Origin of the sequence: Xanthomonas sp. PPL134 (genome assembly GCF_040595915.1) — a bacterium.
Taxonomy (GTDB): domain Bacteria; phylum Pseudomonadota; class Gammaproteobacteria; order Xanthomonadales; family Xanthomonadaceae; genus Xanthomonas_A; species Xanthomonas_A indica.
Genome location: NZ_JAMDLL010000001.1, coordinates 302,717 through 322,786, shown reverse-complemented (window position 1 = coordinate 322,786; position 20,070 = coordinate 302,717). Strand labels below are relative to the sequence as shown.

19 protein-coding genes are annotated in these 20,070 nt (G+C 70.1%); 11 read left to right on the top strand and 8 right to left on the bottom strand.

Annotated features, from left to right (window positions below; translation table 11 throughout):
* Positions 1 to 81: 81 nt before the first annotated feature.
* The 3 genes from ileS to murJ all read right to left on the bottom strand — a co-directional run bounded on the left by ileS (position 82) and on the right by murJ (position 5,707).
* Positions 82 to 2,913, bottom strand: a complete 2,832-nt coding sequence (gene ileS / locus M3U25_RS01475; protein WP_355495694.1) for an isoleucine--tRNA ligase — start codon at positions 2,911 to 2,913, stop codon at positions 82 to 84.
* 6 nt (positions 2,914 to 2,919) lie between these two features.
* The gene (locus M3U25_RS01470; RefSeq protein ID WP_355495697.1) at positions 2,920 to 3,918 is read right to left on the bottom strand and encodes a bifunctional riboflavin kinase/FAD synthetase; all 999 of its coding nucleotides are present in this window, start codon (positions 3,916 to 3,918) and stop codon (positions 2,920 to 2,922) included.
* Between the two features lie 196 nt (positions 3,919 to 4,114).
* Positions 4,115 to 5,707, bottom strand: a complete 1,593-nt coding sequence (murJ, locus tag M3U25_RS01465; protein ID WP_355496348.1) for a murein biosynthesis integral membrane protein MurJ — start codon at positions 5,705 to 5,707, stop codon at positions 4,115 to 4,117.
* Positions 5,708 to 5,823: 116 nt separating this feature from the next.
* On the opposite strand from murJ, the gene rpsT reads away from it, so the two are divergent.
* Positions 5,824 to 6,096, top strand: a complete 273-nt coding sequence (rpsT, locus tag M3U25_RS01460; RefSeq protein WP_010341167.1) for a 30S ribosomal protein S20 — start codon at positions 5,824 to 5,826, stop codon at positions 6,094 to 6,096.
* 121 nt (positions 6,097 to 6,217) lie between these two features.
* Here rpsT and cgtA read toward each other — a convergent pair whose 3' ends face one another.
* The 3 genes from cgtA to rplU all read right to left on the bottom strand — a co-directional run bounded on the left by cgtA (position 6,218) and on the right by rplU (position 8,124).
* Positions 6,218 to 7,273 carry an Obg family GTPase CgtA gene (gene cgtA / locus M3U25_RS01455; protein WP_355495701.1) on the bottom strand — a complete coding sequence of 352 codons (1,056 nt, stop codon included), beginning with the start codon at positions 7,271 to 7,273 and terminating at the stop codon, positions 6,218 to 6,220.
* Between the two features lie 257 nt (positions 7,274 to 7,530).
* A complete protein-coding gene (rpmA, locus tag M3U25_RS01450) occupies positions 7,531 to 7,791 on the bottom strand; it encodes a 50S ribosomal protein L27 (protein ID WP_010341169.1) in 261 nt (86 codons plus the stop codon).
* Positions 7,792 to 7,803: 12 nt separating this feature from the next.
* The gene (gene rplU / locus M3U25_RS01445; RefSeq protein ID WP_010341170.1) at positions 7,804 to 8,124 is read right to left on the bottom strand and encodes a 50S ribosomal protein L21; all 321 of its coding nucleotides are present in this window, start codon (positions 8,122 to 8,124) and stop codon (positions 7,804 to 7,806) included.
* A gap of 296 nt (positions 8,125 to 8,420) precedes the next feature.
* Here rplU and uvrA point away from each other — a divergent pair, with 296 nt between their 5' ends.
* Together uvrA and M3U25_RS01435 are read left to right on the top strand one after the other, a co-directional pair.
* A complete protein-coding gene (uvrA, locus tag M3U25_RS01440; RefSeq protein ID WP_242156482.1) occupies positions 8,421 to 11,420 on the top strand; it encodes an excinuclease ABC subunit UvrA in 3,000 nt (999 codons plus the stop codon).
* Complete coding sequence (locus tag M3U25_RS01435) at positions 11,420 to 11,827, top strand: thioesterase family protein (RefSeq protein ID WP_355495706.1); 408 nt, start codon at positions 11,420 to 11,422, stop codon at positions 11,825 to 11,827. The genes uvrA and M3U25_RS01435 overlap by 1 nt, the downstream gene beginning before the upstream one ends.
* Before the next feature lie 254 nt (positions 11,828 to 12,081).
* On the opposite strand, the gene M3U25_RS01430 is transcribed toward M3U25_RS01435, so the two are convergent.
* A complete protein-coding gene (locus tag M3U25_RS01430) occupies positions 12,082 to 12,528 on the bottom strand; it encodes a copper chaperone PCu(A)C (RefSeq protein ID WP_355495708.1) in 447 nt (148 codons plus the stop codon).
* 34 nt (positions 12,529 to 12,562) lie between these two features.
* Between M3U25_RS01430 and M3U25_RS01425 the strand changes: the two genes are divergently transcribed.
* The 3 genes from M3U25_RS01425 (at position 12,563) to M3U25_RS01415 (ending at position 14,940) form a co-directional block, all read left to right on the top strand.
* Positions 12,563 to 13,342, top strand: coding sequence for an enoyl-CoA hydratase/isomerase family protein (locus M3U25_RS01425; RefSeq protein ID WP_355495711.1), 780 nt, complete (start codon positions 12,563 to 12,565; stop codon positions 13,340 to 13,342).
* Positions 13,343 to 13,499: 157 nt separating this feature from the next.
* Positions 13,500 to 14,408 (top strand): acyl-CoA thioesterase II, encoded by a 909-nt coding sequence (tesB, locus tag M3U25_RS01420; RefSeq protein ID WP_242156478.1) that lies wholly within the window; start codon positions 13,500 to 13,502, stop codon positions 14,406 to 14,408.
* 10 nt (positions 14,409 to 14,418) lie between these two features.
* The gene (locus M3U25_RS01415) at positions 14,419 to 14,940 is read left to right on the top strand and encodes a DUF2007 domain-containing protein (protein ID WP_355495715.1); all 522 of its coding nucleotides are present in this window, start codon (positions 14,419 to 14,421) and stop codon (positions 14,938 to 14,940) included.
* A 236-nt stretch (positions 14,941 to 15,176) separates the two neighbouring features.
* On the opposite strand, the gene M3U25_RS01410 is transcribed toward M3U25_RS01415, so the two are convergent.
* Positions 15,177 to 15,794 carry an EF-hand domain-containing protein gene (locus M3U25_RS01410; protein ID WP_355495718.1) on the bottom strand — a complete coding sequence of 206 codons (618 nt, stop codon included), beginning with the start codon at positions 15,792 to 15,794 and terminating at the stop codon, positions 15,177 to 15,179.
* A gap of 121 nt (positions 15,795 to 15,915) precedes the next feature.
* On the opposite strand from M3U25_RS01410, the gene M3U25_RS01405 reads away from it, so the two are divergent.
* From M3U25_RS01405 to M3U25_RS01385, 5 genes are all read left to right on the top strand, one after another.
* Complete coding sequence (locus M3U25_RS01405) at positions 15,916 to 16,755, top strand: arginyltransferase (RefSeq protein WP_355495721.1); 840 nt, start codon at positions 15,916 to 15,918, stop codon at positions 16,753 to 16,755.
* 91 nt (positions 16,756 to 16,846) lie between these two features.
* Entirely contained in the window at positions 16,847 to 18,079 is a 1,233-nt protein-coding gene (locus M3U25_RS01400; protein WP_355495724.1) for an endonuclease/exonuclease/phosphatase family protein, read from the top strand.
* A 338-nt stretch (positions 18,080 to 18,417) separates the two neighbouring features.
* Positions 18,418 to 18,801, top strand: coding sequence for a roadblock/LC7 domain-containing protein (locus tag M3U25_RS01395; RefSeq protein WP_355495727.1), 384 nt, complete (start codon positions 18,418 to 18,420; stop codon positions 18,799 to 18,801).
* Positions 18,802 to 18,810: 9 nt separating this feature from the next.
* Positions 18,811 to 19,311 carry a PAS domain-containing protein gene (locus tag M3U25_RS01390; protein WP_160947634.1) on the top strand — a complete coding sequence of 167 codons (501 nt, stop codon included), beginning with the start codon at positions 18,811 to 18,813 and terminating at the stop codon, positions 19,309 to 19,311.
* Positions 19,308 to 20,063 carry a PhnD/SsuA/transferrin family substrate-binding protein gene (locus M3U25_RS01385; protein ID WP_355495730.1) on the top strand — a complete coding sequence of 252 codons (756 nt, stop codon included), beginning with the start codon at positions 19,308 to 19,310 and terminating at the stop codon, positions 20,061 to 20,063. The genes M3U25_RS01390 and M3U25_RS01385 overlap by 4 nt, the downstream gene beginning before the upstream one ends.
* Positions 20,064 to 20,070: the final 7 nt, after the last annotated feature.

Here is a 20,070-nt window from a genome sequence, read left to right as displayed (position 1 = left end):
AAAAAAAGGACGGTCGGCGCCGCGGCGACGGCGCCGCCGAGTGCCCCGGCGACGCGCACACCGCATGGCCGGGGAGGGAACTCAGAACCAGCGGCGCTCCTCGCCCGGTCCTTCGATGTTGCTGACGCAACGGCCGCACAGTTCCGGGTGCGCCGGGTCGGCGCCGACGTCGGCGCGGTAGTGCCAGCAACGCACGCACTTGGGCTTCTCGGTGGCCTGGGCGCTGACGAAGATCTCGTCGGTCGTGGCCTCGCGCACCACCACGTCGCCGCTGATGAACAGGAAGCGCAGTTCTTCCTGCAGCGGCTGCAGCTTCGCCGCGGTGGCGGCGTCGGCGGCGACGGTGATCTCCGCCTCCAGGGCGGCACCGATCACGCCGTTGCCGCGCATCGGCTCCAGCACCTTGGCCACCTGCTCGCGCAGCGCCAGCAACTGCTCGAAGTCGGCCGCGCTCAGCGGCGCGTCTTCCGGCAGCGGCGCCAGGCCCTCGTACCAGGTCGCGAACAACACGTTGCCCAGGTGCGCACCGGGCAGGTAGCCCCACAGCTCGTCGGCGGTGAAGCTCAGGATCGGCGCGATCCAGCGCACGAAGGCCTCGGCCACATGGAACATCGCGGTCTGCGCCGAGCGCCGGCCGTGCGAGTCCTCGGCCATCGTGTACAGCCGGTCCTTGGTCACGTCCAGGTACAGCGAGCCCAGGTCCACGCTGCAGAAGTTCAGCAGCGCCTGCACGATCGCGGCGAAGTCGTAGCGCGCATAGGCGGCCTTGATCTGCTCCTGCACCTCGTAGGCGCGGTGCACGATCCAGCGGTCCAGCGCCACCAGCTCCGGCAGCGGCCGCAGGTGCATGGCCGGGTTGAAGCCGTGCAGGTTGCCGAGCAGGAAGCGCGCGGTGTTGCGCAGGCGCCGGTAGGCGTCGGCGTTGCGCTTGAGGATCTCCTGCGACAGCGACATCTCGTTGCTGTAATCGGCCGAGGCGATCCACAGGCGCAGGATGTCCGCGCCCAGCGTCTTCATGATGTCCTGCGGCTCGATGCCGTTGCCCAGCGACTTGGACATCTTGCGGCCGTGCTCGTCCACGGTGAAACCGTGGGTCAGGCACTGCCGGTACGGCGCGGCGTGGTCCAGCGCCACGCCGGTCAGCAGCGAGGACTGGAACCAGCCGCGGTGCTGGTCGGAGCCTTCCAGGTACAGGTCGGCCGGCTTGGGCAGGCCGCGTTCGGTCAGCACCGCCTCGTGGGTGACGCCGGAATCGAACCAGACGTCGAGGATGTCGGTGATCTTCTCGTAGTCGGCCGCCTCGTCGCCGAGCAGCTCGGCAGCGTCGAGCGCGTACCACACGTCCACCCCGCCCTCCTCGACCCGGTCGGCGACCTGGCGCATCAGCTCGGTGCTGCGCGGATGCGGCTCGCCGGTCTCGCGGTGCACGAACAGCGCGATCGGCACGCCCCAGGTGCGCTGGCGCGAGATCGTCCAGTCCGGGCGCCCGGCGACCATGCCGGCGATGCGCGCCTGGCCCCAGGACGGGTACCAGTGCACGCCCTCGATGGCCTGCAGCGCCTCGGCACGCAGGTTGGCCTGCTCCATCGAGATGAACCACTGCGGGGTGGCGCGGAACGCGATCGGGGTCTTGTGCCGCCAGCAGTGCGGGTAGCTGTGGACCATGCTGGCGCGCGCCAGCAGCAGCCCGCGTGCGGCCAGCAGGTCGGCGATGACGTCGTTGGCCTTCCAGATGTGCAGCCCGGCCAGCTCCGTGCCATCGACCGCGGGGGTCGAGGGCAGGTACACGCCGCGCGCATCCACCGGGTTGATCTGCGCAGCGCCGTAGCGCTCCAGCAGCCCGTACGGCTTGACCGCCACGTAGTCCTCCTGGCCGTGGCCGGGCGCGGTGTGCACCGCGCCGGTGCCGTCGGTGTCGGACACGTGGGTGCCGAGGATCACCGGCACGTCGCGCTTGTCGTAGAAGGGATGCGCCAGCACCTGGTGTTCCAGCGCCGCGCCGGCGACGCGGCCGTGCACCACCACCTCATCGACGCCGTAGCGCTGCAGCGCGCGCTCGGCCAGCGCATCGGCCAGCACCAGCCAGCGGCGGCGGCCGTCGCGGGCCGGGCCTTCGACCAGCGCATAGACCAGCTCCGGCCCCAGCGACACCGCCAGCGAGGCCGGCAGCGTCCACGGCGTGGTGGTCCAGATCGGCACGGCCACTTCGGCGCCGTCCGGCAGGGTCGCGCCGAACGCGGCGGCCAGCGCCGCGCCGTCGCGGGCCGTGTAGGCCACGTCCACCGTCGGCGACTGCTTGTCGGCGTACTCGATCTCGGCCTCGGCCAGTGCCGAACCGCAGTCGAAGCACCAGTGCACCGGCTTCACGCCGCGGGTCAGGTGGCCGTTGTCGACGATCCTGGCCAGCGCACGGATCTCGTTGGCCTCGAAATGGAAGTCCAGCGTGCGGTAGGGGTTGTCCCAGTCGCCGATCACGCCCAGGCGCTTGAAGTCGCGGCGCTGGATGTCGATCTGCTCGTTGGCGTATTCGCGGCACTTCTGCCGGAACTGCTCCGCATCCAGCTTGACCCCGACCTTGCCGAACTTCTTCTCGATCGCGATCTCGATCGGCAGGCCATGGCAGTCCCAGCCCGGGATGTACGGCGCGTCGAAGCCGGACAGGTACTTGGACTTGACGATGATGTCCTTGAGGATCTTGTTGACCGCATGCCCGAGGTGGATCGCGCCGTTGGCGTAGGGCGGGCCGTCGTGCAGCACGAACAGCGGCCGGCCCTGGGCGTTGTCGCGCAGCCGCGTATACAGGCCCTCGCTCTCCCAGCGCGCCAGGATGTCCGGCTCGCGCTTGGGCAGGTCGCCGCGCATCGGGAACTCGGTCGCCGGCAGGTGGAGGGTGGCTTTGTAGTCCTGGGTCACGGGCAGTTACCGGTCGGTGGTCTTCAGGGGGAGGTCCGCGCGCGGGGCGGCGGACACGGGCGGCAGGCCCGTGGCGGCCGGCGCGGCGAGCAGTTGCCGCGCCAGCGCGGCGTCGCGGTGCATCTGCGCGGTCAGCGCCGGCAGATCGGCGAAGGTTTCCTCGTCGCGCAGCTTGGCGACGAACTCCACCTCGATGTGGCGACCGTACAGGTCGCCCTGGAAATCGAACAGGTGCGCTTCCAGCAGCGGCTCCACGCCCTGCACGGTCGGGCGGGTGCCGAAACTGGACACCGACGGCCATGGCTGCGCCGCCACCCCGTGCACCCAGGTGGCGTAGATGCCGGACAGCGCCGGAGTCCGCGCGAAGCGCAGGTTGGCGGTGGGATAGCCGAGCGTGCGCCCGAGTTGCTTGCCGCGCACCACGCGGCCGCCGATCGCGTACGGGCGGCCGAGCAGCTCGGCGGCATGGACGAACTCCCCCGCCACCAGCAACTCGCGGATGCGGGTGCTGGAGATGCGCTCCTCGCGCAGGTGCACCGGCGCGATCTCGTCGGCGGCGAAGCCGTGCTGGGCGCCCAGCGCGCGCAGCAGCGCGATGTCGCCGCCGCGCTTGTGGCCGAAGCGGAACGCCGGGCCGATCCAGACCTCGCGCGCACGCAGGCGCTCGACCAGCACGCGCTGCACGAAGTCCTCGGCGCTCATCGACGCCATGCGCCGGTCGAAGCGCAGCAGGCCGACGCTGTCGATGCCGAGCCGGTGCAGGCCCTGCACCTTGGCCCGGGCCAGGGTCAGCCGCGGCGGCGGCGCGGCCGGGGCGAAGAACTCGCGCGGCAGCGGCTCGAAGCTCAGCGCCACCGCCGGCACGCCAGCCCCGCGCGCGCGCGCGATCGCCTGCCGCACCAGCGCGCGGTGGCCCAGGTGCAGGCCATCGAAGGCGCCGATGCAGACCACGCTTCCCTGCGGGAACAGCGTCCCGCCCTCGACGTCTCTAAACAGCCTGCTCATTCCTCGGTCCGAAGCGCCGGCGCAGGAGGCGCCGGTCGATGTTGCGTAACCGTCGAGTATAGCGGCTGGGGCAAGGCCCCGGGCGCAGCGCCCCGCCACAGGAGCGGCTTCAGCCGCGACCGGGGATTTCACCGGCACCCCCAGGTCGCGGCTGAAGCCGCTCCTACGACTCCCGAATCCCCACTCCCAGCCCTTCTCAGCTCTCGCGCAGATCCCGCGGCCGGAAGCCCAGCGCCAGCAACGCCAGCAGGTAGACCGCGCCGCCGCCGCCCACCAGCAGCAGCAGGCTGCCGATGCGGTGCCACTTGTCCATGGTGGTGAACGCCGGCAGCCAGTGCAGGCCCAGCGCCAGCACCGCGGCCATCGCCGCGCAGGCCACGCCCAGGCGCAGCAGGTAACCGCCCCAGCCCGGCTTGGGCTGGTAGACCTGGTCGCGGCGCAGCCAGCGCCACAGCAGCGACAGGTTGAGGTAGCTGGCCACCGCGCTGGCCAGGCCCAGGGCCAGGTGCAGGCCCGGCACCGCCTCCAGCGCCGCGCGCACGCCCTGCGCGCGCAGTTCCGCCGGCACCCACAACTGGTACAGGATCGCCAGGAACAGCAGGTTCAGCGCCATGTTGGCGACCAGCGCGGCGACGCCGGCGCGCACCGGCGTGCGCGTGTCCTGGCGCGAGTAGAACGCCGGCAGCAACACCTTGAGCAGGGCGAACGCCGGCAGGCCGAAGCTCAACCCGAACACCGACATCGCCGCCATGCGCGTGTCGAAGGCGGTGAACTTGCCGTACTGGAACAGGGTCGCCACCAGCGGCTGGCTCAGCAGCATCAGCCCCAGCATCGCCGGCACCGCGATCAGCAAGGTGGTCCGCAGCCCCCAGTCCAGCGCGCTGGAAAAGCCCGCGCGGTCGGTCTTGACGTGGTGCCGCGACAGCGCCGGCAGGATCACCGTGCCCAGGGCCACGCCAAACACGCCCAGCGGCAGCTCCAGGAAGCGGTCGGCCTGCGACAGCCAGCTCTGCGAGCCGGCGTACAGGAACGAGGCGATCACCGTGTCCAGCAGCAGGTTGATCTGCGCGATCGAGGAGCCGAACAGGGTCGGCACCATCAGGGTCAGCACCCGGCGCACGTCCGGGTGCTGCCAGCCCCAGCGCGGCAGGGTCAGCAGGTCGATGCCACGCAAGGCCGGCAACTGGAACAGCAACTGCAGCACACCGGCCACCAGCACCGCCCAGCCCATCGCCAGGATCGGCACCTGCAGCCGCGGCGCCAGCCACAGCGCGCCGGCGATCATGCACAGGTTGAGGATCACCGGGGTCAGCGCCGGCAGGCCGAAGCGGTGGAAGCTGTTGAGCGCACCGCCGGCCAGCGCGGTCAGCGACACGAACAGCAGGAACGGAAAGGTCAGCCGCAGCAGGTCGACGATCAGCCCGAACTTGGCCGGGTCGTCGCTGGCGCCGGGATTGAACAGCAGCGCCACCTGCGGGGTGAAGATCAGCCCCAGCGCGGTGACCAGCAGCAGCACCCCGCCCAGGGTGCCGGACACCCGCGACATCAGCGCGCGCAGGTCGGCGTGCGGGCGGGTCTCCTTCACCTCGGTGAACACCGGCACGAAGGCGGTGGCGAACGAGCCTTCGGCGAACAGCCGGCGCAGGAAGTTGGGAATGCGGAACGCCACCCAGAACGCGTCGGTGGTGGCGTTGGCGCCGAAGGAAATGGTGATGGCCTGGTCGCGCACCAGCCCCAGCACGCGCGAGACCATGGTCATGCTGCTGAAGGAGAGCAGCCCGCGGAACATGCGCGGCGTGCTCATGCGGCGGCCCTCTTGACAATTGACTTGACGCGAATATTCGGACGCTTCATACTCTCCCGCTTGTTTTTATCCACCACACAGCTTTCCAGGAAACCACCACCGTGGCCAATATCAAGTCCGCCAAGAAGCGCGCCAAGCAGACCGTCGTGCGCAACGCGCGCAACACGGCTCAGCGTTCGATGCTGCGCACCGCCGTCAAGAAGGTCATCAAGGCCCTGGACGCCAACGACGCAGCCGGCGCCGAAGCCGCTTTCGCCATCGCCCAGCCGATCCTCGACCGTTTCAGCTCGCGCGGCCTGATCCACAAGAACAAGGCTGCCCGTCACAAGAGCCGCCTGAGCGCCCGCATCAAGGCGATCAAGACCGCCGCCTGATCGGCTACCGTCGACGCCGGGAGCGCCTGCGCTTCCGGCTGCACCACGAAAAAGCCCGGCCTCGGCCGGGTTTTTCGTGTGCGCATCACCTCGCCCTGCGCGCCGCGGTGCGGCGCAGCGCTCAGGCGCCATTGGCAGCTGCCTCCAGCGCCTCCTCGCGCTGGCGGTCGAAGAACGCCATCACGTCCTTCATGATCGGCCAGGTGCCTTCGCGACCCAGCGCCGACACCAGGTACCAGGGCTGGGTCCAGCCCAGCTCGGCGACGACCTGCTCGGCCAGCGCGCGCGCCTCGTCCTCGAACATCAGGTCGGCCTTGTTCAGCACCAGCCAGCGCGGCTTGGCCAGCAGCTCCGGATCGTGCTTCTGCAGCTCGCGCTCGATCGCGCGCACCTGCTCGGTCGGCGAGACGCCGTCCACGCCACCCTCCATCGGCGCCAGATCCACCAGGTGCAGCAGCAGGCGGGTGCGCTGCAGGTGGCGCAGGAACTGCGCACCGAGGCCGGCGCCATCGGCGGCGCCCTCGATCAGCCCGGGAATGTCGGCGATCACGAAGCTGCGGTAGGCCTCGACGCTGACCACACCCAGGTTCGGGTACAGCGTGGTGAACGGATAGTCGGCGACCTTCGGCGTGGCGGCGGACACCGCCCGGATGAAGGTGCTCTTGCCGGCATTGGGGAAGCCGAGCAGACCGACGTCGGCCAGCAGCTTCAGCTCCAGCTTGAGCGTGCGCTGCTCGCCCTCTTCGCCCGGCGTGGCCTTGCGCGGCGCACGCGTCACCGAACTCTTGAAATGCATGTTACCCAGGCCGCCCTTGCCGCCCTGCGCGACCAGCAGGCGGTCGCCGTGCGCGACCAGGTCGCCGATGACCTCGTCGGTCTCGACGTTGACCACCACGGTGCCGACCGGCACGGTGATGGTCAGGTCTTCGCCGGCCTTGCCGTACATCTGCCGACCCATGCCGTTCTCGCCGCGCTGCGCGCGGAACGCGCGCTGGTGGCGGAAGTCGACCAGGGTGTTGAGATTCTCGTCGGCGACCAGCCACACGCTGCCGCCGTTGCCGCCATCGCCACCATCGGGCCCACCCAGCGGGATGAACTTCTCGCGGCGAAAGCCGATGCAGCCATTGCCGCCATTGCCGGCCGTGACCTGGATTTCCGCTTCGTCTACGAGTTTCATGGATAACAACCGGGAATGGGGAATGGTGAATCGGGAATGGAAAAGCGAGCCGTCGCCACGGCGACGATTCTATGTCGCAGCCACAGATCGGCAAAATCCATCACTGCATTGCCTGGCGCAGCCAGGACAGGGCGAGTTCACAGGAGGCGCGTTTGCGATTCCCCATTCCCCATTCCCAGCCACAAAACAAAAACCCCGCCGAAGCGGGGCTTTCGTCAGCAAGCCTGCGCCATGGCGCATGCCCTGGACACCGGCACTTACGCCTCGGTGACCACGCTCACGGTGCGGCGCTTCTTGGCGCCCTTCACCGAGAACTCGACCTTGCCGTCGACCAGCGCGAACAGGGTGTGGTCGCGGCCCAGGCCGACGCCGGCGCCCGGGTGGAACTGGGTGCCGCGCTGACGCACGATGATGTTGCCGGCTTCGATGGCCTGGCCGCCGAACATCTTCACGCCCAGGTACTTCGGGTTGGAGTCGCGGCCGTTGCGCGAGGAACCTACGCCTTTTTTGTGTGCCATGACTGCTGCTCCTTACTTCTTGTCGCCACCGGCGATGCCGGTGATCTCGATTTCGGTGTAGTGCTGCCGATGACCCTGACGCTTCATGTGGTGCTTGCGGCGGCGGAACTTGATGATGCGCACCTTGTCGGCGCGGCCGTGGGCCACGACCTTGGCGGTGACGGCGGCGCCCTTCAGCGCGTCGCCGATCTTGATGCCGTCGCTGTCGCCCAGCATCAGGATGTTGTCGAACGTGATCTCGTTGCCGGCTTCGACTTCGAGCTTTTCCACGCGGAGCGTTTCGCCCTGCGCGACGCGGTATTGCTTACCGCCGGTGACCAGTACTGCGTACATGACCAGACTTCCTCTGTAGTTATTGTGGTCGTTCCCGTCGTGCCGTTTCGGGCAGACAGGAGCGGGATTGTAAGCCGCCGCACGCGACAGCGTCAAGCCCACCCAGACCCGGACTGTCAAGCCCCGCGGCCTGGCGCGGCTGCCTGAACCAGCCAGCCGCCGGCGCCCGGCGGCGCTGGGATCTGCGGCAATTGCCCCCACCTGACAAGCTGGGTACGCTGATCGATTGCCGTCCCCTTTCCGCCCCCACACTGGCCAGCGGCACCGCCACGGCCGGCACATTCCGGAATCTCTTCATGGCGATGGATTACATCCGCATCCGCGGCGCGCGGACGCACAACCTCAAGAACCTCGACCTCGACTTGCCGCGCGACAAGCTGATCGTGATCACCGGCCTGTCCGGGTCCGGCAAGTCCTCATTGGCGTTCGACACCATCTATGCCGAAGGCCAGCGCCGCTACGTGGAGTCGCTGTCGGCGTACGCGCGGCAGTTCCTCAGCGTGATGGAGAAGCCCGACATCGATCACATCGAGGGCCTGTCGCCGGCGATCGCGATCGAGCAGAAGTCGACCTCGCACAACCCGCGCTCCACCGTCGGCACCATCACCGAGATCTACGACTACCTGCGCCTGCTGTACGCACGCGTCGGCCAGCCGCGCTGCCCCGACCACGGCTATCCGCTGGAAGCGCAGACGGTCAGCCAGATGGTCGACCACGTGCTGACCCTGGACCCGGAGCAGCGCTACATGCTGCTGGCGCCGGTGATCCGCGAGCGCAAGGGCGAGCATGCGCAGGTGTTCGAGCAGCTGCGCGCGCAGGGCTTCGTGCGCGTGCGCGTGGACGGCGAGTTGTACGAGATCGACGCGGTGCCGGCGCTGGCGCTGCGCCAGAAGCACACCATCGAGGCGGTGATCGACCGCTTCCGCCCGCGCGAGGACATCAAGCAGCGCCTGGCCGAGAGTTTCGAGACCGCGCTGAAGCTGGCCGACGGCATGGTGTCGGTGCAGTCGCTGGACGACACCGCGGCCGCGCCGCACCTGTTCTCCTCCAAGTACAGCTGCCCGGTCTGCGACTACTCGCTGCCGGAACTGGAACCGCGCCTGTTCTCGTTCAACGCACCGATGGGCGCCTGTCCGAGCTGCGACGGCCTGGGCGTGGCCGAATTCTTCGATCCCGAGCGGGTGGTGGTGCATCCGGAGCTGTCGCTGTCGGCCGGCGCGGTGCGCGGCTGGGACCGGCGCAACGCGTATTACTTCCAGCTGATCGCCTCGCTGGCCAAGCACTACAAGTTCGATGTCGACGCGCCCTGGCAGTCGCTGCCGGCGAGCGTGCGCCAGGCCGTGCTGTACGGCAGCGGCGACGAGACCATCACCTTCACCTACTTCACCGACGCCGGCGGCCGCACCCAGCGCAAGCATCGCTTCGAAGGCATCATCCCCAACCTGGAGCGCCGCTACCGCGAGACCGAATCGCCGGCGGTGCGCGAGGAACTGGCCAAGTACATCAGTGAACGGCCGTGCCCGGACTGCAAGGGCGCACGCCTGAACAAGGCCGCGCGCAACGTGTTCGTCGCCGACCGCCCGCTGCCGGACCTGGTGGTGCTGCCGATCGACGACGCGCTGAGCTTCTTCCGCCAGCTCGACCTGCCCGGCTGGCGCGGCGAGATCGCCAGCAAGATCGTCAAGGAGATCGCCGAGCGGCTCGGCTTCCTGGTCGACGTCGGCCTGGATTACCTGACCCTCGAGCGCAAGGCCGACACCCTGTCCGGCGGCGAGGCGCAGCGCATCCGCCTGGCCAGCCAGATCGGCGCCGGCCTGGTCGGCGTGATGTACGTGCTCGACGAGCCCTCGATCGGCCTGCACCAGCGCGACAACGAACGCCTGCTCGGCACCCTCACCCGCCTGCGCGACCTCGGCAACACGGTGATCGTGGTCGAGCACGACGAGGACGCGATCCGCCTGGCCGACTACGTGCTGGACATCGGCCCGGGGGCCGGCGTGCACGGCGGCGAGGTGGTCGGCCACGGCAGCGTGCAGGACCTGCTGAAGGCGCCGCGCTCGCTGACCGGGCAATACCTGTCGGGCAAGCGCCGCATCGAGATCCCGGCCAAGCGCCACAAGGCCAATCCGAAGATGACCCTGCACCTGCGCGGGGCCACCGGCAACAACCTCAAGAACGTCGACCTGGACATCCCGGCCGGCCTGCTGACCTGCATCACCGGCGTGTCCGGCTCGGGCAAGTCGACCCTGATCAACGACACCTTGTTCACCCTGGCGGCGAACGAGATCAACGGCGCCTCGCACAGCGTGGCGCCGTACCGCGAGATCGAGCACCTGGACCTGTTCGACAAGGTCGTGGACATCGACCAGTCGCCGATCGGGCGCACCCCGCGCTCCAACCCGGCCACCTATACCGGCCTGTTCACGCCGTTGCGCGAACTGTTCGCGCAGGTGCCGGAAGCGCGCTCGCGCGGCTACTCGCCGGGCCGCTTCAGCTTCAACGTGCGCGGCGGCCGCTGCGAGGCCTGCCAGGGCGATGGCCTGATCAAGGTGGAGATGCACTTCCTGCCGGACGTGTACGTGCCCTGCGACGTCTGCCACGGCAAGCGCTACAACCGCGAGACGCTGGAGATCCTGTACAAGGGCTTCAACATCAACGACGTGCTGGAAATGACCGTCGAGGATGCGCTGAAGCTGTTCGAGCCGGTGCCGTCGATCGCGCGCAAGCTGGAAACCCTGGTCGATGTGGGCCTGAGCTATATCAAGCTCGGCCAGAGCGCGACCACCCTATCCGGCGGCGAGGCGCAGCGCGTGAAGCTGTCCAAGGAACTGTCGCGGCGCGATACCGGCCGCACCCTGTACATCCTCGACGAGCCGACCACCGGCCTGCACTTCCACGACATCGAGGCGCTGCTGGGCGTGCTGCACAAGCTGCGCGACGAAGGCAACACCGTGGTGGTGATCGAACACAACCTGGACGTGATCAAGACCGCGGACTGGATCGTCGACCTGGGACCGGAAGGCGGCCACCGCGGCGGCACCATCCTGGTCACCGGCACGCCGGAAGACGTGGCGGCCTGCCCGCAGTCGTACACCGGCCAGTTCCTGGCGCGGATGCTGCCCTCCACCAGCGCGCGCCCGGAGCAGCCGGCGGCGATGGCCAACAAGCCCGATGCGCGCCCGCCGCGCAAGGTCAAGCCGGAAAAGCCGGCGAAGAAGCAGGCGGTGGCGGCAAAGAGCGACAAGGCCAGCAAGAGCACCACCAGTACCGGCACCAAGAAGAAGAAGGACGTTTGATGAGCAGCGAACACAAGATCCTGGCGCGCATCCCGATCAGCGTGCGCTGGCGCGACATGGACAGCATGGGCCACGTCAACAACGCCAAGTACATCTCCTACCTGGAAGAGGCGCGCGTGCGCTGGATGCTGGGCGTGGAAGGCGTCTCGATGCGCGACCGCATCGCACCGGTGGTGGCGGCGACCAACGTCAACTACCGCGCACCGATCGTGTGGCCCAACGACATCCTGGTCGAGCTGTTCGTCGAGCGCCTGGGCACCAGCAGCGTGACCATCGGCCACCGCATCGTCGACCAGCAGGACGAGAGCCGGCTCTATTCCGACGGCAACGTGGTGGTCGTGTGGATGGACACCCAGACCGGCAAGAGCGCGCCGCTGCCGGACGCGGTGCGCAAGGCGACGAGCTGAGGCCTGTGCCGGCGCCGGGACCGACCCGGCGCAAGGCAACCCATCGCAGTACCGGCGACATTCGCGCTTGAATTCGCCGGCGCAGCGCGCGACCGCCCCGCGGCGCGTACTCAGTCAAGCACCTGCAGGCACCTCTGATAGCCCGCTTTTTGCAGCGCCGCAGCCCTTGTAGGCGCGGCTTCAGCCGCGACGCGCGTTGCAGTGAATGCCTGTCGCGGCTGAAGCCGCTCCTACAAGGTACGAAGGACTCCCCCTTACATCGCCTGCTTGCGCACGGTCAGCGTCGCATCGACCTTGCCGCCATCGTCCAGTTGCAACTGCAGCGGCACGGCCTGGCCTTCGGTCAGCGCACCCGTGCCCTGCATCAGCATCAGGTGCATGCCGCCGGGCTTGAGTTCGACGCGGGCGCCGGGGGCCAGCGGCACACGCTCGACCGCGCGCATCCGGCTGACGCCGGCGACGAGCGTGGTCTCGTGCAGCGACACATCGCCGAAGCGGGGGCTGCTGACGCCGGTGACCGTGACCGGCTTGCCGCAGCCGTTGTGGAGCACGCCGTAGCCGGCGGTCATCGGCATGGCCGGATTCGGCGGCAACCGCACCCAGCCCTGCTCCAGGGTGACGCAGGCCGGTTCCGCGGCCGATGCCGCGGTGGCGACCGCGCATAGCACCATCAATACGCCAGCGAATGGTTTGGTTATCATCGCCGCGGTTCCTTCTTCGAAAGCAGACCGCAGCATGACGACGCTCATCGACGTGATCAACCACGGCCCCATCCGCGAGCTGCGCCTGGCGCGGCCGCCGGTCAACGCGCTGGACACCGAGCTGTGCCAGCAACTGATCCAGGCGATCGAGCAGGCCGGCGCCGACGGCGCGCACGGCCTGGTGCTGTCCGGCAACGAGCGGCTGTTCTCCGCCGGCATGGACGTGCCGCACCTGCTGAGTCACGGCGACGACCGCGCCAAGCTGCTCGCCAGCTGGCAGCAGTTCTTCGGCGCGGCGCGCGCGCTGGCCGCCAGCCCGATGCCGGTGGTGGCGGCGCTGACCGGCCACGCCCCGGCCGGCGGCTGCGTGCTGGCGCTGTGCTGCGACTACCGGGTGATGGCGCGCAGCCCCGAGCCGGCGCGCCCGGTCACCATCGGGCTCAACGAGACCCAGGTCGGCCTGGTCGCCCCGGAGGGCATCCAGCGCCTGCTGCGGCGGGTGGTGGGCGCGCACCGCGCCGAACGCCTGCTGGTCGGCGGCGACCTGGTCAGCGCCGAGCGCGCGCTGGAGATCGACCTGGTCGACGAACTGGTCGATGCCGACCTGGTGGTGGCGCGCGCGCTGGCCTGGCTGCTGGAACTGCTGAAGCGGCCGGGGCAGCCGATGCTGCAGACCCGCGCCATCGCCCGCGCCGACCTGCGCGCCGCGCTGGCCGACGAGCACATCGGCCTGGAGCGGCTGATCGACGACTGGCAGGCACCGGACACCCAGGCCGCACTGCGCGCGCTGGCGGCGCGGCTGGGCAAGGGCTAGGGCGTGCCATCGATCCCCGGGCATGCCGCGCCACGGTTGCACGCGTCCGGGTGAGCGGGACAGAAGACGTGCGCCCAGGCCCGAGCGATCGCGCGGCCGCAGGCGCGCGCGGACGGCCCGGTATAATCGGCGCACGTCCGTCGCCAGGCCCCGCCTCTTGTCCGCCAAGCCCGCCCCCGTCGTCTCCGAACTGATCGAGCTGCTGTCGCTGGAGCGGCTGGAGGACAACCTGTTCCGCGGCCAGAGCCGCGACATCGGCACCAAGTACGTGTTCGGCGGCCAGGTGCTGGGCCAGGCGCTGTCGGCAGCGCAGGCCACAGTGGAGAACGCGCGCCGCGTGCACTCGCTGCACGCCTACTTCCTGCGTGCCGGCGACATCGAGCATCCCATCGTCTACGACGTGGACCGCACCCGCGACGGCGGCAGCTTTTCGGTGCGCCGGGTCACCGCGATCCAGCACGGCAAGGTGATCTTCTTCTGCGCGGCCTCGTTCCAGGAACAGGAAGACGGCGCCACCCACCAGCTGAAGATGCCGGAAGTGCCGCAGCCGGAAGACATCGAACCGACCCCGGCGGCCCGCCCGGAAGTGCTGGCGACGCTGCCGACCAAGGTGCAGCGCTGGCTCTCGCGCGGCGGCCCGTTCGAGTTCCGCCACGTGTATCCGCGCGACGAACTGAATCCGCCCAAGCGCCCGCCCTTCCAGCAGATGTGGCTGCGCCTGAGCGAGCCGGTCGGCGATGCGCCGGAACTGCACCAGGCGCTGCTCGCCTATGCCTCGGACTTCCACCTGCTCGGCACCGCCACCTTCCCGCACGGCATCAGCTACTACACGCCGAACGTGCAGATGGCCTCGCTCGATCACGCGCTGTGGTTCCATCGCCCGTTCCGCGCCGACGACTGGCTGCTGTACTCGCTGGACAGCCCCAGCGCGCAGGGTGCGCGCGGCCTGGCGCGCGGGCAGTTCTTTACCCGCGACGGCACCCTGGTGGCCAGCACCGCGCAGGAAGGCCTGATCCGCGTGGTGCCCGACGCCGGCGCCGCGGCGCAGGTTCCGGCGAAGCGCTGAGGACACCGACATGCGTCAGATCTTCAGCAGCCAGCGCGTGGAAACCGCCGAAGGCGTGGCCGCGCTGCTGCGCGATGCCGGTATCGAGGTGCGGCTGAGCAACGGCCGCTCCTACCGCAGCCGCCGCAGCGGCCAGTTCAGCTATCTCGACCCGGTAGCGGCGCAGGCCCAGCCCACGGTGTGGGTGGTGCATGCCAACGACCAGCCGCGTGCGCGCGAACTGCTGCGCGACGCCGGCCTGCTCGACAGCACCCGCCGCGACCCCGAACAGGGCCGTGCGCCGTACTTGAACGAGTTCCGCTCGCAGGTGGAAGTGGACGCCGGCAAGCGCTGGGCCTGGCGCATCCGCATCGCCCTGCTGCTGGCGATCGGCGCGGCGGCGCTGGTGACGGTGCTGCGCCACCGCGACAACCGCGCGCCTACTGCCGCGCCGGCCCAGCCTGCCGCGACGCAGCAGGCCACGCCACCGGCGCAGGACACCGGCAGCGACGAAGTGCGCGTGCGCGTGCAGCCGGCGCCGCGCGGCAACTGAGGCAGCGCGCGCGGCGCCGTGCCGCGCGCATCGGCTGCGGCGCTGCCCTTACTGCTGCAGCATCCTGCCTGTCTGCGCCGCACTGCGCACGCCACCCACGCCTGCACGCCGCGACGCTGCGTCGCGACAGCGCGCGAATGCCCGCCTCCCCACAGCAAAACGCCCCTGCACCTTGCGGTACAGGGGCGCGGTCGATCGGCGCCTTGATGCAGTGAAGCCGTGTTGCGGCGAATGACTCAGTTGTTGTCCGGCGCCGGCATCGGCGGCGGCGGCGTGTCGCCACCGCGCGGTCCGCCCGGGCGATGCGCCCAGCGCTTGGCCTGTGCCGCATCGAACTCGGCGCGGCTGAGCATGCCGTCCTTGTTGGTATCGGCCGCGGTGAACCAGGCATCGCGATGCTGCTTGGCGCGCAGCTCGAAGTCGGCACGGTCGATGTAGCCGTCCTTGTTCACGTCCATCTTGTCGAAGCGCGCGGCGAGCTTGGGATCGGCCTGCGCTTCGGCGCGGCTGATGCGGCCGTCGTTGTTGGTGTCCAGCTTGGCCATCATCGCGCCGGGCACGCCGTGTCCACCCGGGCCACCCGGACCGCCGTGGCGGCCGTGCCGCGGCCACTCGTCGCGGCTGAGCTTGCCGTCGTGGTTCTTGTCCAGCGCGTCGAAATGTTCGGCCAGGCGCGGATCGGCGGCGGCTTCGCTGCGGTCGATGACGCCATCGCCGTTCTTGTCGAGCGCGGCGATGCCGCCGGCAGCGGCGGGCGCGGCGGGATCGGCCGGCGGCGGCGGAACGGCGGCGTAGGCGGCACCGGACAGGACGGCCAGCACGGCCAGGGCGAGCAGCGGGTTGCGAGACTTCATGGGTCACTCCCTGAGGATGATGAGGAACCTGCCAGGACGGCAGGCGTCCGGCGCCGCGGGCGGCCCGCGCAACGGGCCGGCGCGGTGGCGCCTTCCCTGCAGACAACGCCCCGCCGTCGCCGTGGTTGACCCGCCGCCGGGCGTATTCATGGACGGGACAGTCGCGGCTCCTGCGATGGCGAAGCGCTATGCTCGGCGCATGGCCATCCATTCCGACGCCAGCGACGACCTGCGGCTGTTCCAGACCGGCCAGCACGCGTGCGGCTACTGGCCCGAGCGGCAAGCCCGCGACCTGGTGCTGGACCCGCACGACCCGCGCCTGGGCGCGCTGTATCCGCTGGCGTTGAGCTGGGGCTTCCGCCGCTCCGGCGACCTGGTCTATCGCCCGCACTGCGATCACTGCCGTGCCTGCGTGGCGGTGCGCATCCCGGTCGAGGACTTCGTGCCCGATCGCAGCCAGCGCCGCTGCCTGGCGCGCAATGCCGATGTCGAGGTGCGCATCGTCGCCGCCGAACGCAGCGAGGAACAACTGGCGCTGTACCAGCGCTACCTGCAGCATCGCCATCCCGGCGGCGGCATGGATGATCATGGCGCGCACGAGTTCGACCAGTTCCTGATCGGCCGCTGGTCGCACGGGCGCTTTCTGGAACTGCGCCAACGCATGCCGGATGGGCGGCGTGGGCCGCTGCTGGCGGTGGCCGTCACCGACATCACCGCGCAGGCATTGTCGGCGGTCTACACCTTCTACGACCCGGACGCCGCCGCGCGCGGCCTGGGCACGCTGGCGATCCTGCAGCAGATCGCCTGGGCGCGACGCGACGGCCTGCGCCATCTGTACCTGGGCTACTGGATCCGCGGCCACCAGAAGATGGACTACAAGCGCCGCTTCCGGCCGCTGCAGGCCTACGACGGCCGCCACTGGCGCGACTTCGACGACTACCTGCGCCAGCTCGGCGGCTAGCCGCCGGCAACCGATATCGCGCTGCCCAGCCGATGCCGCCGCACGTCGCCGCGCCATCGTGCGGACATGCAGCGCGTGCGAAACTTGGCGCATGACATCACGCCTCCTCCTGCTCGCCCTGACCCTGTTGTGCGGCGCCTGCGCGCACACCGCTCCCACCGCCCCTGCGATGACCGAGGCCCCCGCGCCAGCCGCCACGACGCTGCGCTTGGCCACCTACAACACCTCGCTCAATGCCGACGCACCCGGCGGCCTGATCGCCGCGCTGCAGGGCGACAGCGCGCAGGCGCGCAAGATCGCCGCGGTGCTGCAGCAGGTGCGACCTGACATCGTGCTGCTCAACGAATTCGACTACGACGACGCGCACCGCGCCGCCGACCTGTTCGAACAGCGCTACCTGGCGGTGCCGCAGCCGCATGGCGGTGCGGCGCTGCGCTATCCCTACCGCTACCTGGCGCCGGTCAATACCGGCGTGCCCAGCGGCCTGGACCTGGACAACGACGGCCACGTCGGCGGCGAAGGCCGTGCGCGCGGCAACGACGCCTGGGGTTTCGGCCTGCATCCCGGCCAGTACGGCATGCTGCTGCTGTCCAGGTACCCGATCGACACCGCGGCGGTGCGCAGCTTCCGCCTGCTGAAGTGGAGCGCGATGCCCGATGCGCTGCGCCCGGTCGACCCGGCCACCGGCCGCTTCTTCCACAGCGACGCAGTGTGGGCGCAACTGCGGCTGTCGTCGAAATCGCATTGGGACGTCCCCGTGCGTACCCCACTGGGCGTGCTGCATGCGCTGGTGTCGCATCCGACCCCGCCAGTGTTCGACGGCGCGGAAAAACGCAACGCCGCACGCAACCACGACGAACTGCGGCTGTGGCGCGATTACCTGGACGATGCCGGCAGCGGCAAGGCGCGCTGGCTGTGCGACGACGCCGGCCGCTGCGGCGGACTGGCCGCCGATGCGCAGTTCGTGATGCTCGGCGACCTCAACAACGACGTGATCGACGGCGACGGCCGCCACGACGCGATCCGCGCCCTGGTGACGCATCCGCGCGTGCTGCAATACCCCACCCCGCACAGCGCCGGCGGCGAGGAAACCACCCGCGCCTACGCGGCCACCGGCATCGGCCATCGCGGCCCGCCGCAGCAGGTCACCGGCGATTTCGGCCCCAAGGCCGGCACCATGCGCCTGGATTACGTGTTGCCGTCGCGCAACTTCCGCTACCTGGGCAGCGGCGTGTTCTGGCCGGCGTCCAGCGATCCCGCCGCCGCCATCGCCGACGGCAGCGACCACCATCTGGTCTGGGTCGACGTCGCCGCGGGACGGTAAGCGAAGGCGAGAGCACACCGCGCAGGTCGCGACGCGGCCCGTGCAGCACATCCCCGGCGGCTCCATGGGCCGCCGCGTTGTTTCTGGCAGACCATTGCCCGCGTTGCCCGTGGACCGCCTGCCGCGCAGCCCGCGGCAGGCGTCGCACCGGCCGGCGCCCGTGTGGGAGGGGCTTCAGCCCCGACACGCGTGCCTTCACCGCCTTCGGCACCGACGCCTTTCCACGGCCCACCCGCGACGTTCGCGCGACTGCCGCGCCGCGCACCGGCATCGGCCTTGATCCAGATCAAGGGCAAGCCCACGCCGACGCGGTCCAATGCCCTCCGCACCCGGTCGGGATGCGCAAGCAGAAGGCGAGCATGCGAACGCAACAGTTGCAACAGGCGCTGGAAGGCCTCAACGGCGCCACCGCCGACATCGAGGCCTCGGCGCTGATCTCCCTGGACGGGCTGATGATCGCCTCGGCGATGCCGCAGGGCATGGACGAGGACCGCGTCGGCGCGATGTCCGCGGCGCTGCTCGCGCTGGGCGAGCGCAGCGCGCGCGAACTGGCGCGCGGCGCGCTGGAGCGGGTGCTGATCCAGGGCGAGTCGGGCTACGTGATCATGAGTGCGGCCGGCCGCGAGGCGGTGCTCACCGTGCTGGCCAAGCCCAGCGCCAGGCTGGGCCTGGTGTTCCTGGACATCAAGCGCGCCGCGCAGGCGCTGCAGCAGATCCTGTAGGGGGCCGCCATGCCGCTGCCGCCGATGGATCCGCCGCACGAGCCGCACCGCAGCACCGAACTGCGCTACCACGACGGCAGCCGCCGCACGGTGTACTGGAGCGAACGCGAGGTGGCCTACCCGGACGGGCGCCTGATCGTTTCGCGCACCGACCTGGACGGCATCATCACCCACGCCAACGACGCCTTCGTCGAACTCAGCGGCTGGCCGCGCGAACTGCTGATCGGTGCGCCGCACTGCATCCTGCGCCACCCGGAGATGCCGCGGCGCGCCTTCCGCGCGCTGTGGGAGACCGTGCTGGCCGGCGACAAGTGGCACGGCTACGTCAAGAACCTGCGCCGCGACGGCGCCTGCTACTGGGTCTACGCCACCGCGCTGCCGAACGTGCGCGACGGCCGCGTGGTCGGCTTCACCTCGGTGCGACGCAAGCCTTCGCGGCGACGCATCGATGCGCTGCAGCCGCTGTACGCGCAATGGCTGCAGGACGAGCGCGCGGAGACGCCGGCATGAGCCATACCTTCCTGGTCGCGCCGGACTTCGCGCCCGAATACTTCGGCGGCTGGTACCTGCTCAGCACGGTGTTGCAACGCCGTGCCGGCATCGGCCTGCGCCTGCTGATGCCGGCCGACGCCACCGAACAGCGGCAACTGCTGGACGGCGGCGGCGTCGACCTGGTGTACGCCAGCCCCTTCGACGCCAGCGCGCTGATCCGCGACCGCGGCTATCTGCCGCTGGTGCGGCCGCGCGGGCACGCCGACGAGGTGGTGATCGCCACCGCGGCCGAGGCGCCGGCGCGTTGCGTGGAAGACCTGCCCTACGGGTGCCGCATCGCCCTGACCGCCAACCACGACGTACGCTTGATCGGCCTGCGCCTGCTGGAGCCGGCCGACCTGGAGCCGGAACGCATCGCCTGGCGCCCGGCCGGCAGCTATGCCGCAGTGGCACGGCTGCTGCTCGAAGGCGAAGCCGACGCCGGCCTGTTCCTGGCCACCGCCTACCACGGCCTGTCGCGGCTGACCCGCGCGCGGCTGCGCCCGCTGGTGGAAAGCGCGCTGTGCGACATCGGCCATGTGCTGCTGGCGCATCCACGCCTGGGGCCACAACTGCCGGTGCTGCGCGAGGCCCTGCTCACGCTCGGCGATGCCGCGCACCGCGAAGACCAGGCGGTACTGGACGCGCTGGGCCTGGAGCGCGGTTTCGAGGCGATGGCCATGGAGGACGCGGAATTCATGATCGACCTGATCGACACCTTGCTGGACTGAGGCGCCC

Bases quoted from the DNA above. Each gene is read 5' to 3' on its own strand.
- rpmA (WP_010341169.1), bottom strand. From the start codon at position 7,791: ATGGCACACAAAAAAGGCGTAGGTTCCTCGCGCAACGGCCGCGACTCC.
- M3U25_RS01385 (WP_355495730.1), top strand. From the start codon at position 19,308: ATGAGCCATACCTTCCTGGTCGCGCCGGACTTCGCGCCCGAATACTTC.
- M3U25_RS01425 (WP_355495711.1), top strand. From the start codon at position 12,563: ATGACGACGCTCATCGACGTGATCAACCACGGCCCCATCCGCGAGCTG.
- M3U25_RS01435 (WP_355495706.1), top strand. From the start codon at position 11,420: ATGAGCAGCGAACACAAGATCCTGGCGCGCATCCCGATCAGCGTGCGC.
- rplU (WP_010341170.1), bottom strand. From the start codon at position 8,124: ATGTACGCAGTACTGGTCACCGGCGGTAAGCAATACCGCGTCGCGCAG.
- M3U25_RS01410 (WP_355495718.1), bottom strand. From the start codon at position 15,794: ATGAAGTCTCGCAACCCGCTGCTCGCCCTGGCCGTGCTGGCCGTCCTG.
- M3U25_RS01400 (WP_355495724.1), top strand. From the start codon at position 16,847: ATGACATCACGCCTCCTCCTGCTCGCCCTGACCCTGTTGTGCGGCGCC.
- M3U25_RS01470 (WP_355495697.1), bottom strand. From the start codon at position 3,918: ATGAGCAGGCTGTTTAGAGACGTCGAGGGCGGGACGCTGTTCCCGCAG.
- M3U25_RS01395 (WP_355495727.1), top strand. From the start codon at position 18,418: ATGCGCAAGCAGAAGGCGAGCATGCGAACGCAACAGTTGCAACAGGCG.
- M3U25_RS01430 (WP_355495708.1), bottom strand. From the start codon at position 12,528: ATGATAACCAAACCATTCGCTGGCGTATTGATGGTGCTATGCGCGGTC.
- cgtA (WP_355495701.1), bottom strand. From the start codon at position 7,273: ATGAAACTCGTAGACGAAGCGGAAATCCAGGTCACGGCCGGCAATGGC.
- uvrA (WP_242156482.1), top strand. From the start codon at position 8,421: ATGGCGATGGATTACATCCGCATCCGCGGCGCGCGGACGCACAACCTC.
- murJ (WP_355496348.1), bottom strand. From the start codon at position 5,707: ATGTTCCGCGGGCTGCTCTCCTTCAGCAGCATGACCATGGTCTCGCGC.
- M3U25_RS01415 (WP_355495715.1), top strand. From the start codon at position 14,419: ATGCGTCAGATCTTCAGCAGCCAGCGCGTGGAAACCGCCGAAGGCGTG.
- M3U25_RS01390 (WP_160947634.1), top strand. From the start codon at position 18,811: ATGCCGCTGCCGCCGATGGATCCGCCGCACGAGCCGCACCGCAGCACC.